This window comes from Streptomyces sp. NBC_01750, from assembly GCF_035918095.1.
GTDB lineage: Bacteria > Actinomycetota > Actinomycetes > Streptomycetales > Streptomycetaceae > Streptomyces.
This window is the reverse complement of the sequence record NZ_CP109137.1, coordinates 1,163,192-1,175,891: the sequence shown is the minus strand read 5'-3', so window position 1 is coordinate 1,175,891 and position 12,700 is coordinate 1,163,192. Positions and strand designations below refer to the sequence as shown.

Annotated in this window: 11 protein-coding genes; 7 read left to right on the top strand and 4 right to left on the bottom strand. The window is 71.1% G+C overall.

The annotated features are described in order from the left end of the window. Positions 1-33: 33 nt before the first annotated feature. A complete protein-coding gene (locus tag OG966_RS05105; RefSeq protein WP_326648179.1) occupies positions 34-528 on the bottom strand; it encodes a DUF6643 family protein in 495 nt (164 codons plus the stop codon). Positions 529-782: 254 nt separating this feature from the next. On the opposite strand from OG966_RS05105, the gene OG966_RS05100 reads away from it, so the two are divergent. Continuing rightward, on the top strand, positions 783-2,060 hold the full coding sequence (locus tag OG966_RS05100) for a TerD family protein (protein WP_326648177.1): 1,278 nt from the start codon (positions 783-785) through the stop codon (positions 2,058-2,060). A 43-nt stretch (positions 2,061-2,103) separates the two neighbouring features. Here the strand turns inward: OG966_RS05100 and OG966_RS05095 are convergent, their stop codons facing one another. Further along, positions 2,104-3,276 (bottom strand): glycosyltransferase, encoded by a 1,173-nt coding sequence (locus OG966_RS05095; RefSeq protein WP_326648175.1) that lies wholly within the window; start codon positions 3,274-3,276, stop codon positions 2,104-2,106. A 58-nt stretch (positions 3,277-3,334) separates the two neighbouring features. Between OG966_RS05095 and OG966_RS05090 the strand changes: the two genes are divergently transcribed. Further along, positions 3,335-4,120: a glutamate racemase gene (locus OG966_RS05090; protein ID WP_326648173.1), complete on the top strand. Its 786-nt coding sequence runs from the start codon at positions 3,335-3,337 to the stop codon at positions 4,118-4,120. 116 nt (positions 4,121-4,236) lie between these two features. After that, positions 4,237-4,797, top strand: coding sequence for a hypothetical protein (locus tag OG966_RS05085; RefSeq protein WP_326648172.1), 561 nt, complete (start codon positions 4,237-4,239; stop codon positions 4,795-4,797). A 42-nt stretch (positions 4,798-4,839) separates the two neighbouring features. Here OG966_RS05085 and OG966_RS05080 read toward each other — a convergent pair whose 3' ends face one another. Then, a complete protein-coding gene (locus tag OG966_RS05080) occupies positions 4,840-5,916 on the bottom strand; it encodes an O-antigen ligase family protein (RefSeq protein ID WP_326648170.1) in 1,077 nt (358 codons plus the stop codon). 244 nt (positions 5,917-6,160) lie between these two features. Here OG966_RS05080 and lnt point away from each other — a divergent pair, with 244 nt between their 5' ends. The 4 genes from lnt to OG966_RS05060 all read left to right on the top strand — a co-directional run bounded on the left by lnt (position 6,161) and on the right by OG966_RS05060 (position 11,164). Further along, entirely contained in the window at positions 6,161-7,825 is a 1,665-nt protein-coding gene (gene lnt, locus OG966_RS05075; RefSeq protein ID WP_326648169.1) for an apolipoprotein N-acyltransferase, read from the top strand. A gap of 10 nt (positions 7,826-7,835) precedes the next feature. Next, the gene (locus OG966_RS05070) at positions 7,836-8,318 is read left to right on the top strand and encodes an NUDIX hydrolase (RefSeq protein WP_326648168.1); all 483 of its coding nucleotides are present in this window, start codon (positions 7,836-7,838) and stop codon (positions 8,316-8,318) included. A gap of 55 nt (positions 8,319-8,373) precedes the next feature. Continuing rightward, positions 8,374-9,189: a 3-hydroxybutyrate dehydrogenase gene (locus OG966_RS05065; RefSeq protein ID WP_326648167.1), complete on the top strand. Its 816-nt coding sequence runs from the start codon at positions 8,374-8,376 to the stop codon at positions 9,187-9,189. 76 nt (positions 9,190-9,265) lie between these two features. Beyond that, positions 9,266-11,164, top strand: a complete 1,899-nt coding sequence (locus OG966_RS05060; protein ID WP_326648165.1) for a helix-turn-helix domain-containing protein — start codon at positions 9,266-9,268, stop codon at positions 11,162-11,164. 66 nt (positions 11,165-11,230) lie between these two features. Here OG966_RS05060 and OG966_RS05055 read toward each other — a convergent pair whose 3' ends face one another. Next, on the bottom strand, positions 11,231-12,613 hold the full coding sequence (locus OG966_RS05055) for an MFS transporter (RefSeq protein WP_326648164.1): 1,383 nt from the start codon (positions 12,611-12,613) through the stop codon (positions 11,231-11,233). Positions 12,614-12,700 lie beyond the last annotated feature (87 nt).

Here is a 12,700-nt window from a genome sequence, read left to right as displayed (position 1 = left end):
CCATAGTGCCAGCCACCGATGACATCCGGCCTTTCAGTACCCCCGGCTCTGATACGGGCGGTTGTACGGGTCCTCGTACGCGGCGGGCGCCGGCGCGGGACGTGCCGCCGCGGGGCGCATCGCCTCGTAGCCGGTGGCCACCGGACGCTGCGGCTGGGCCTGGGGCTGAGGGCCCGGGTAGCCGCGCGGCACGGCGGTCTGCTGCGGGATGTACGGCGCGGGCGCGTGCTGCAGCGGCATGGGCTGCTGCATCTGCTGTGGGTAGCCGTAGGAGGGATTTCCGTAGGAGGGGTTTCCGTAGGAAGGGCCGGACTGCGAGGGAGCTGCCGGCAGTGCGGGCAGTGCCGCGGGAAGCGCCGGCAGGTAGCTGTTGGTGTAGCTGCTGCCGGTGTCATACGCGGAAGGCACTCGGATCGGAGCGATCTGAGGCGTGCCCCGCTCCGCGACCAGGGAGTCGTAGATAGGGGTGTCGGGGAACGACGGAGCGGAGTAGTAACCGCCGCCGTAGGTGGCGCGGGGGGAGGTCATGGCACATAAGTTAAGCCCACGATGTGCTGGTTGGGGAGCCCGATAAGAGGGTTGTTTCGGGAGATGCGAGTGACCACGGATCCCCAATGTGAGCGAATCTGGGGAAAACGGTCGCCGCGAAGCGTTCAGATCCGGTAAAGGGCAAGCTGAGAAGGGGTTACCGACGGGTCGGCCGGGGCGCCGGAGGCTCCCGGAGGATTAGGTTGGCCGCACGGTGAACTCTTAGGGCACCCCGACTCGCGATGGGGGCGAGCATGTCCATGCTTAAAGGAGCCAATACTCCGGTGCCGGCGCGGCAGGTGCGCGTCGAGTTGGGATGGCGTTCAGGCCCCGGGGTGCCGGATGTCGACGCCTCGGCGCTCCTCCTGGCATCAGGAAAGGTCCGCTCCGACGCGGACTTCGTCTTCTACAACCAGCCGGCGCACGCCTCGGGCGCGGTACGCCACGAAGGGAAGCGGACCGCGGCGGGGGGCGTGACGGACGAGGTTTCGGTCGACCTCGCGCGCGTGGAGCCCGCGATCGAGCGGATCGTGCTGGCCGCGTCGGCGGACGGAGGCAGCTTCGGGCAGGTACCGGGGCTGTACATCAGGGTGCTCGACGCGGCGTCCGGGGCGGAGATCGCCCGGTACGAGAGCCAGGACGCGACGGTCGAGACGGCCTTCGTGCTCGGCGAGCTCTACCGGCGACAGGGCGCCTGGAAGTTCCGGGCGGTGGGGCAGGGCTACAGCACCGGACTCGGGGGCCTCGCGACGGACTTCGGCATCACGGTCGACGAACCGCAGAAGCCGGCCCCGGTGCAGGCCGCCCCACCGGCCCCCGTTGCCGCTCCTGCCGCCGCCGTGCCCGTGACGCCCTCGGCGCCCCCGCCCCGCCCCACGGCCGCGCCGTCCGCGCCCGTGCGTCTTACCAAGGTGACGCTGACGAAGGACACCCCGTCCGTCTCCCTCAGTAAGCAGGGCGGCACCTCCGGTGCCATGCGCGTCAACCTCAGCTGGCAGGTGCGCAAACAGTTCCAGGGCTGGGGCGCCAAACTGGGCCGCGCCGTCGCCATGCACGGTGACCTCGATCTCGACCTGTGCGCACTCTACGAACTCACCGACGGCCGCAAGGGGGTCGTCCAGGCACTCGGCAACGCCTTCGGCGCGCTCCAGCAGCCCCCGTACATCCACCTGGACGGCGACGACCGCACCGGTGGAACGTCCGGCGAGAACCTCACCATCAACCTGGACCACAAGGACCGGATTCGCCGGGTCGTCATCTTCGTCACCATCTACGAGGGCGCGCGCAGTTTTGCCGACCTGGACGCGACCGTCACCCTGCAGCCGCAGCACGGCGCCGCCATCGACTTCTCGCTCGGTGAGTGCACTGTGCCGTCCACCGTCTGCGCGCTGGCGCTGATCACCAACACCGGCTCCGACCTCGTCGTCCAGCGCGAGGCCCGTTTCCTCGTGCCCGAGCGCGGCGTGAGCCCGCAGCGCACCGTCGACTATGCCTACGGCTGGGGCATGAACTGGACACCGGGCAGGAAGTGACGTCCCCGGCCGGCATCCCGGGTGGACGTCCCCGGTGATGACGTCAGCGGTCCGGCGCGGCCTCCGGACGGGCGTACGTACGCCCCTTCCACGCCGCGCCGCGACCGCGGTAGTGCTGCACCGCCGAATCGACCGTCATCAACAGATAGAGGAGAGCGGTGAACGGCAACAGGGGCGCGAGGAGCGGCGGCTGCCGGTAGTAGCGCAGCATCGGCAGATACGTCCCGGTCATCACCGCCCATGCCAGGCCCCCGGCCCAGGCGGCGGCCGCGTCCTGGGTCAACACGCCGGCGCACAGCGTGGCGGGCGGCGCGAGATACACCAGCGCGAGCCCCACCACCGTGCCGGCGAGCAGCAGAGGACTGTGCAGCAGCTGTGCGTACGCACTGCGCGACACCATCCGCCACAGGTCCGCCAGCCGCGGATACGGACGCACACTGTCCACCCGCTCCGCCAGCCCCAGCCAGATCCTGCCGCCGGTCCGCTGCACCGCGCGCGCCAGTGACACATCGTCGATCACCGCCTGCCGGATCGACTCCGGTACGCCCGCCCGCTCGGCGGCCTCCGCGCGCAGCAGCACACAGCCGCCCGCCGCGGCCGCCGTGCGTGCCGCCGGCCGGTTGACCCACCGGAAGGGGTAGAGCTGCGAGAAGAAGTAGACGAACGCCGGCACGACCAGCCGCTCCCAGCCGCCGATGACCCGCAGCCGCGCCATTTGCGAGACAAGGTCCAGCCCGTTGGTGCGGGCCGCGGCCACCAACTCGCGCAGGCTGTCCGGCTTGTGCGCGATGTCGGCGTCGGTCAGCAGCAGATACTCCGGCCCGCGCGCCCGGGCGAGCGCCACGCCGTGCCGCAGCGCCCACAGCTTTCCGGTCCAGCCGGGCTCCGGCTCGCCGGGAGAGACCACCCGAAGCGGCAGCCCACCGTGCCGTGCGGCCAGTGCACGCGCCAGCTCTGCCGTGCCGTCACTGCTGCCGTCGTCGACGAGCACGATCTCCGCCCGGCCCGGATAGTCCTGCGCAAGCAGCGAGGGCAGGCTGACCGGCAGTACCTCGGCCTCGTCCCTGGCGGGCACGACAATGGCCACATCCGGCCACTTCGAAGAAGCTTCGCGCCGGGGCAGCCGCTGGTCCGTACGCCAGAAGAAGCCCTGTCCCAGCAGCAGCCATCCCCATGCGGCCAGCGATCCGAAGGCGATCCAGGCAAGGGCGCTCATTCGCCGCAGTCTGCCCCACTGCACCGGTACCGCAAGGGCAGTCGACTATGGTGACCGGGTGAAGATCGCGCTCATCGACTCCGGAATCGGACTGCTGGCGGCGGCCGCCGCGGTACGTCGGCTGCGGCCGGACGCGGATCTCGTTCTCTCCTCCGACCCCGACGGCATGCCGTGGGGGCCGCGTACACCGGACGATGTCACCGCCCGCGCGCTCGCCGCCGCTTGCGCGGCCGCCGCGCACCACCCCGACGCACTGATCGTCGCCTGCAACACCGCATCGGTGCACGCGCTGCCCACGCTCCGTGCGGAGCTGGAGCCCGGTCTCGCGGTCATAGGCACGGTCCCCGCGATCAAACCGGCCTCGGCCGGCGGCGGGCCCGTCGCCATCTGGGCCACCCCCGCCACCACCGGCAGCCCCTACCAGCGCAGCCTCATCCGGGACTTCGCCGACTCGGTCACCGTCACCGAGGTTCCCTGCCCCGGTCTCGCGGACGCCGTTCAGCAGGCCGACGAGGCTGCCATCGACCGTGCCGTGGCCGCGGCGGCCGCCCTCACACCACACGATGTAAGGGCCGTTGTCCTGGGCTGCACCCATTACGAGCTGGTCGCCGAACGCATCCGCGCCGCAGTGCAGCCGCCCGGTCTGCCACCGGTCGTGTTGCACGGTTCGGCCGGGGCGGTCGCCGCTCAGGCGCTGCGCCGTATCGGCGAGCTGCCCGCCCCCGACGCCGAGCCGAACTCCCGGCTCACAGTGCTGCTCAGCGGCCGTGATTCCGCCCTGCCCGACCAGGCCCTCAGCTATGCCGAAGGCCGCCTGCTCCAGGCCGTCAGCCCGGCGCTCTGAGCGCTCCAGCCCCTGCCACGCCCGGTCCGCGGACCCGGCGGCAGGCGCGATCCCTAAGGTTGATCCTTGTGGCCGGGACCATACCCAGCAGGCGGAACGTGAGTACGCTGCTAGCCATGAGGGACCACTTCCGCGTCGAGGGGCACGCCGCAGAGCCCCTTCCCGCCGTCTGGACCGGCCGGGCGACCAACCGTGCTCAGTGGCTGCTTGCCGCCGTGGGCGCCGCTTGCCTGGCGCTCGGCATCGAGCTCGCCGTCGACTCCGCCTGGACCTCGGGCATCGCCCCGCTGCTGATGTCGGTGATCGGCTGCGTGGCAGCCGGCCTGCTGATCCTCTTCGGGACTCTCGCCTTCGTCCATGTGGCGGTCAGGGTCGACAGCGACGCGGTCGAGGTGCGCTGCGGTCATATCGGTCTGCCGCGCCGGCGCATCCCGCTCGACCATGTGGTGGGCGCCGAGTTCGCTCCGAAGGTCACCCCGCGACAGTGGGGCGGCTGGGGCTACCGCTGGCGTCCGGAGCGAGGCACAGCGGTTGTCGTGCGCCGGGGTGAGGGCATCGTCGTCACGCTGGGCGACGGCAGGACCTTCACCGTGACCGTGGACGACGCGGAGGCCGCCGTACGAGCCATCCGCGGCCGACTTGGACTCGCGGGGACCAATAAGGCCGTCGGGATCTGAGCCACCGCTCCCTCTGGAGCCACCGTTCCCGCAGAGGCACGGCTACCGGCTGTCCGCCGCGTCCGCCCACCGGTCCGTGCGCGCACCGCGCTCTGCCGAGCCCTCTCCCGCCGTACGCGCCGTCGCCAGTCCCGCGAGCAGCCCCGCGCCCGCCGTAACAGGCGTGAAGCTCAGCGCGTTGCCGACGCTCGCCAGGACCGCCAGCGCCGTGAGCGCGGCTCCCGCGCTCAGCACGACCTGGGTGGAGCGCGGCGAGCGCCACAAGCCGTACAGCATCCAGCCGAACGCCGCACCCAGCAGGGCCACGCCCACCACGCCCTGCTCGGCCGCCTGCTGCAGGGGTGCCGAGTGCGGCTTGCCGTCGGAGCCCAGCGACTGGTACGCGGTGGCGCTGAGCTTGCCGAACCGGCCGGGGCCCGCACCCCGTACCGGATCGTCCTTGGCGAGAGTGATCGCGTCCCGCCACAGAGCCACCCGGTTCTGGGTGAGCTGGCCCTGCAGTGAGACCGACAGCCCGTCCGGAAGGGTGTCCTCGGCCACGCCCCATGAGGCGGCCACCACCAGACCGGTGGCAAGGGCGAGGCCGGCGAGCGCCACCGTCCGATGACGCATCCGTACTGCCGCGAGCGAGCAGAGCAGTACGCCGACGGCCACCGCGGCCCCGGCGACGGAACCGAGCGCCGCCGCGGTGCAGGCGACGGCGAGAGCGAGCATCCGCAGCGCGAGGCGCAGCGCGGCCGGACGGGCTGCCGCGGCGGCGCAGCAGGCCGCACCGGCACCGAGGACCAGCAGCGCCGCAGCCGCACCCGTGTGCCCCGGCTGGATGGGCGTCCCGGCGATCGCGCCGGGCACACCTTGGCGTGAGGCGATCGCCAGGCCGAGCGCGGCCAGCGCGGCGGCCGAGGCGGCCGCCACCGGCAGGAGCGTGCCGCAGATACGGCCGCAGGCATAGCCGGCGGCGACGGCGAAGACGGCGAGCAGCACGCCCTCGGGCCGTGCCTCGCGTCCGGTCGCGCTGATCAGCGACCACACGGCGCAGCCGCTGAGGACGACAACGCCGGCCACATCGGTCGCGCGGCCGCGCTCCCGCGTGGCGGACCGGCCGTCCGGTGCAGCCATCCCGTCGACCCCCCGACCCTGTGACGGGCCCTGCCGCAGCAGCTGAATCGCTTCGGGTGGCAGGGCTGGCGCACACGGTAACGGCAGTGGCAGGTGTTTGTGGATGGATTGCGCAGGAACGATCCGGCAGTCGGTGTCCGGGGCCCGTGCGGCGTCGGTGCGGGAGCGGGTGCGGCCGGTCTGTGTGTCGGCCGACGAAGGACCGGACTGCCGGGGCACAGCCCGGCGCCGTAGAATCCGCCGGGTGAGCGCCACCATCACCACCGTCGACGCCCGACCGTCCGCCCCCGCCGCCGACCGACCGCTGCCGCGGCGCTTTCTGCGGCCGGGTGCCGCCGTCCTGTCCGGGGTGCTGCTCTTCGCGAGCTTCCCGCCGCGTCCTCTGTGGTGGCTGGCCCTGCCGGGCCTCGCTCTGCTCGGCTGGACCCTGTACGGACGCCGGCTGCGGCCCGCGTTCGGCCTGGGCTACCTCACCGGCCTCAGCTTTCTGTTGCCGCTGCTCATCTGGACGGGCGAGGAGGTCGGCCCCGCGCCGTGGGTGGCGCTGGCCGCGGTGGAGGCGGTGTTCGTCGCGCTCGCCTGCATGGGTGTCGCCGCGGTCTCCCGGCTCCCGGTGTGGCCGGTGTGGGGCGCGGCCGTCTGGATCGTGAGTGAGGCTCTACGGGCGCGCGTGCCGTTCGGCGGCTTCCCCTGGGGCAAGATCGCCTTCGGACAGGCGGACGGCTTCTTCCTGCCGCTCGCGGCGCTGGGCGGAACACCGGTGCTGAGTTTCGCGGTCGTACTGTGCGGCTTCGGACTGTACGAGACAGTCCGCCAAATCCGTGCCCACCGGCGTACCGGCGAGCTCCCGCGCGGCGCCGCGGCGTCAGCGCTTCTCGCCGTTCTCCTCCCGGTCACGGCGGCCCTCGCCGCTCTGCCGCTCGTCGACGACTCCGCCGAGGACGGCACCGCGAACGTAGCCGTTATCCAGGGCAATGTGCCGCGACTGGGGCTCGACTTCAACTCCCAGCGCCGCGCGGTCCTCGACAACCACGTCCGCCGCACCGAGCAGCTCGCCGCCGATGTGAAGGCGGGCAAGGTGGCCAAGCCGGACTTCGTCCTGTGGCCGGAGAACTCCTCGGACCTGGACCCGTACCGCAACGCCGACGCCAAGCTGGTCATCGATGAAGCGGTGAGGGCGATCGGCGTGCCGACCGTCGTCGGCGCGGTCGTCACTCCCGACACGGGCAAGCTGCGCAACACCCTGATCGAATGGGACCCCACGCGTGGCCCCGTCGACACCTACGACAAGCGGCATGTCCAGCCGTTCGGCGAGTACATCCCGATGCGCTCCTTCGTACGCCTCTTCAGCTCCGACGTCGACCGGGTGCGGCGGGACTTCGGACCTGGGGGCAAGGTGGGCCTCTTCGACCTGGCGGGCACCAAGGTGGGCATGGTCACCTGCTTCGAGGCGGCGTTCGACGACGCGGTGCGTGACACCGTCACCAGCGGGGCCCAGCTCATCTCCGTACCGAGCAACAACGCCACCTTCGGCCGCAGCGAGATGACGTATCAGCAACTGGCGATGTCGCAGGTGCGGGCCGTCGAGCACGGGCGCTCCGTCGTGGTCCCTGTGACCAGCGGTGTCAGTGCCGTGATCATGCCGGACGGGAAGATCGTCCAGAAGACGAAGATGTTCACGCCGGGCGCGCTGGTCGCCGAAGTGCCGCTGCGCTCCTCGCTCACGCCGGCGACACGGCTGGGAACCTGGCCCGAAGGCATCCTGGTGCTGGTCGCGGCGGGCGGTGTGGGCTGGGTCGTCACACGGGCGGTGCGGGCCGGGCGGCAGCGGAAGGCCGGGCAGGGCGGCGCTGAGCAGGGCACGACCGAGCACGGCACGAGCGAGCGGGGCACGGTCGACGCCGGTTAGGGTCGAAGTCATGGCAACCCCCGACTTCATCCGTGAGCTCCGGGCCACCGCAGGCCACCAGCTCCTCCTCCTGCCGGGTGTCAGCGCGGTCGTCTTCGACGGCCAGGGGCGGGTGCTGCTGGGGAGACGTGCCGACACCGGCAAATGGTCCGTCATCGGCGGGATTCCGGAGCCGGGGGAGCAGCCTGCGGTGACGGCCGTGCGCGAGGTGTACGAGGAGACCGCGGTGCGCTGCGTCGCGGAGCGGGTCGTGCTGGTCCAGGCGCTGCGGAAGCCGGTCACCTACCCCAACGGCGACCAGTGCCAGTTCATGGACATCAGTTTCCGCTGCCGCGCGGTGACCGGCCAGGCACGTGTCAACGACGACGAGTCGCTGGAGGTGGGGTGGTTCTCCGTGGACGCGCTGCCGGAGCTGAAGGAGTTCTCGCTCTTCCGGATCAAGCAGGCGCTCACCGAAGGACCGGCATGGTTCCAACCCACCGTCGAGCAGTGAAGTATGGGCGCTGACCACATCGGTCGGGGGATGACCACTGCCTAGGGTGCGAAGCATGACCGCGCCCACCACACCAGGTACCCCAGCTCGTCCCGATGCTTCTCCCGTCGCCCTCGACCTCGGCGGCCGTACCGCACTCGTCACCGGCGCGGCGGGCGGCATAGGCCGTGCCTGTGCGCTGCGGCTCGCGGCCGCCGGTGCGAAGGTCACGGCCGTCGACCGGGACTACGAGGGCCTCGAATCCCTCGCCGCGCACTCCCCGGGACTGGCCGGGGCCGTCGAACCGCAGCTCCTGGACCTCACCGACCTCGACGCGGCGGAGGCCGCCGCCGCCGGAGCGGACATCCTGGTCAACAATGCCGGGCTGCAACTGGTCCGCCCCATCGAGGAATTCCCGCCCGACGTCTTCCACACCATGCTCACGGTGATGCTGGAAGCGCCGTTCCGGCTGATCAGGGGCGCGCTGCCGCATATGTACGCGCAGGGCTGGGGCCGGATCATCAATATCTCGTCCGTCCATGGGCTGCGCGCCTCGGCCTTCAAGTCCGCGTATGTGGCCGCCAAACACGGTCTCGAGGGGCTCTCGAAAACCGCGGCCCTCGAGGGCGCTCCGCACGGGGTGACCTCCGTCTGCGTCAATCCCGGCTATGTGCGTACGCCACTGGTCGAGAAGCAGATCGCGGACCAGGCGGCGGCCCACTCGGTGGCCGAGGACCGAGTCCTCGTGGACGTACTGCTCAAAGACTCCGCGATCAAGAGGCTCGTCGAGCCGGAGGAGGTCGCCGAAGCGGTGCTGTATCTGTGCACGCCGCAGGCATCCTTCATCACCGGCACGTCGCTCGCCCTCGACGGCGGCTGGACCGCCCACTAGGTCCCTCATTTGTCCACAACGGCTTCGTTGTCCACAGGGCTGGTGCGAACGCCCGTACGGCAGGAATCCTGTGTTCATGTCCCACGATCAAGCCTCCTACCTGGAGCTCCTCGCACGCGGCGCCGACGCAGAGGCGTATGACCGGCCGGCGCTGCTCGCCCGCGCGAGCGGAGCCGGGGCCGAGACTCTCGCCTCCCTCGAGCACGCCAAACAGCTCGCGCTGCGGGTGCGGGCCGAGCTGGAGGGGCGGCGGCGCCGCGAGGCCGAGCTCTCCGCGCTCTTCGAGACCGCGCACGACCTGGCAGGTCTGCGTGATCTCGACGCCGTGCTGCGAGCGATCGTGCAGCGCGCCCGCTCGCTGCTGGGCACGGAAGTCGCTTATCTGAGCCTCAACGACCCGGCAGCGGGCGACACCTACATGCGAGTCACCGAGGGGTCGGTGTCGGCGCGCTTCCAGCAGCTGCGGCTGGGCATGGGGGAGGGACTCGGTGGCCTCGTCGCCCAGACGGCCCGTCCTTATGTCACCGACAGTTATTTCGACGACGAGCGGTTCGAGCACACAAGGACGATCGACACGGCCGTGAGCGACGAGGGCCTGGTGGCCATCCTTGGAGTGCCGCTGATGCTCGGCAGCCAGGTCATCGGCGTGCTCTTCGCCGCCGACCGCCGCGCCAGGGTTTTCGAACGGCAACAGGTCGCGCTGCTCGGCTCCTTCGCAGCCCATGCCGCCGTCGCCATCGACACCGCGAACCTGCTGGTCGAGACCCGCTCGGCACTCGCCGAGCTGGAGCGGGCCAACGAGATCATCAAGGACCACAGCGGCGTCATCGAGCGTGCCTCGGAGGTCCACGACCGGCTGACCGAGGTGGTGCTGCGAGGCGGAGGTGTTCATGACGTGGCCGCCGCGCTCTCCGAAGTCCTGGACGGTACGGTCGAGTTCACCGAATCCGGCCTCGAAGCCACCGGCACCGACGGCCGGGCGGTTCGGCACGGGCAGGACTGGGTGGCCGCCGTATCGGCGGGCGGTGAGCTGCTGGGCGCCCTGTTGCTCCGCAGCCATCCCGACCTCGACCCCGTCGACCGGCGCACCATGGAGCGTGCGGCCATGGTCACCTCCCTCCTGCTGCTCGCCCGGCGCTCCGCCCACGACGCCGAACAACGAGTACGGGGTGAACTGCTCGACGATCTGCTCGACGCACCGGACCGCGACCCCCGGCTGCTGCGGGAACGGGCGGCGCGGCTGCAGGCCGACCTCGACGCACCGCATGTGGTGCTGGCCGCCAGGATCGACGGACCCGACCCGGGCACCTCGGACACCTCCGGCCGGGAGACCGCAGACCGCCGGACCGCCGACCGGCAGCGCCTGTGGTCGGCCGCCTCTCACCTGGCCGCGACCCGCTCCGGCCTTGCCGCGGCCCGTGACGGCGGCACTGTACTGCTGCTTCCGCTCGGCCCCGATGACAGCGCGGCCGAGCTCGCCCGCCAGACCTCGAGACAACTGAGCGGGACGGTACGGGAGTCGGTCACCGTCGGCGCGTCCTCGCCCGTCATGGCGCCCGTCGGCGATCCGAGCCCGATAGCCGGGGCGTACGCACAGGCGCGGCGCTGCCTCGATGCCCTGCGGCTGCTCGGCCGCTCCGGCCAGGGCGCGGCGGCACAAGACCTGGGATTCCTCGGCCTGCTGCTGGCCGACCCCGGCGACATCGACGGTTTCGTACGGCGCACGATGGGCGAGGTCGTCGACTACGACCGGCGGCGCGGCACCGACCTGGTGCACACGCTCGACGCGTACTTCGCGAGCGGTATGAGCCCGGCCCGTACGAAGGACGATCTCCATGTGCATGTGAACACCGTGGCCCAGCGCCTGGAACGCATAGGCCGGCTGCTCGGCCCCGACTGGCAGTCCCCGGCCAGGTCGCTGGAGATCCAGCTCGCGCTGCGCCTGCATGCGATGTCCGCGGCCGTCGCCCACTGAACGCGCCACCGCGCCGACCCCCTTCGGGGCCCGCGCGGTGCGTTCGATCCGTACAACTGCCGGCCCTCAGGCAGTCCGTGCATCCGCCGGACGGGTCGCCGGAGTGCTCTCCGCCGGCTCGGGCTCGACAGCGGTCAGATCGCGATGCCGGGTCTCCCGGGCGCAGCCGATGGCCACCACGGTGAGCAGTGCCGCGGCGATGACGTACAGGGCGATCGGCGTCGACGAGTCGTAGTCGGCGAGCAGCGCGGTCGCGATCAACGGCGCGGGCGCACCGGCCGCGACGGAAGAGAACTGCGCACCGATGGAGGCCCCGGAGTATCGCATGCGCGTCGAGAACATCTCGGCGAAGAAGGCCGCCTGCGGCGCGTACATAGCCCCGTGCAGGACGAGTCCCACCGTGACGGCGAGCAGCAGACTGCCGAAGCTCCCCCTGTCGATGAGCGCGAAGAAGGGGAACATCCAGGCACCGACCCCGATCGCACCGATGAGATACACGGGCCTGCGCCCGATGCGGTCCGACAGAGCGCCCCACGCCGGGATCACCACGAAGTGCACGGCAGAGGCGATGAGTACGGCATTCAGCGCGGTCTGCTTGCTCAGTTCCACAGCGGTCGTCGCGTACACCAGGATGAACGCGGTGATCACGTAATAGCTGATGTTCTCCGCCATCCGGGCCCCCATGGCCACCAGCACATCGCGCCAGTGGTGTCGCAGCACGGAGACGAGCGGCATCTTCTCGACCTGGCCCGCTGCCGCCTTGCGCTCCTCGGCCTGCGCCAACGCCGCCTTGAAGACCGGTGATTCATCGACAGAGAGACGAATCCACAAACCGACGACCACCAGAACACCGGAGAGCAGGAACGGTATGCGCCAGCCCCACGAGGTGAACGCGGCGTCCGACAGCAGCGCTGTGAGCGCGGAGAGCACCCCGGTGGCGAGCAACTGCCCGGCCGGCGCGCCCGTCTGCGGCCAGGAGGCCCAGAACCCGCGTCGCTCGGGATCACCGTGCTCCGACACCAGTAGCACGGCTCCACCCCACTCACCACCGAGTGCGAATCCCTGCACCAGCCGCAGCACGGTCAGCAGTACGGGCGCGGCGCTGCCGACGGTCGCGTGCGTCGGCAGCAGCCCGATGGCGAAGGTCGCCCCGCCCATCAGCAGCAGACTCAGCACCAGCAGCTTCTTTCGGCCGAGCCGGTCGCCGTAATGCCCGAAGACGAGCGCACCGAGCGGACGGGCGGCGAACCCGACGGCGTAGGTGAGGAACGACAGCAGGGTTCCGACGAGCGGGTCGGAGCCGGGAAAGAACAGCTTGTTGAAGACCAGCGCGGCGGCCGATCCATAGAGGAAGAAGTCGTACCACTCGATGGTGGTGCCGATAAGGCTCGCGGCGACGATGCGCTTGAGTGAGCTGGGTGCTGGTGGAGCGGTTGCGGGGGCGGCCATGGACACCACTTCCGGACAGTTGGCGGGGACGTTTGCGTGTCGCCACACCGTAGGAAGCCGCAGGTCAGGGGCACATGTGGTGGGACA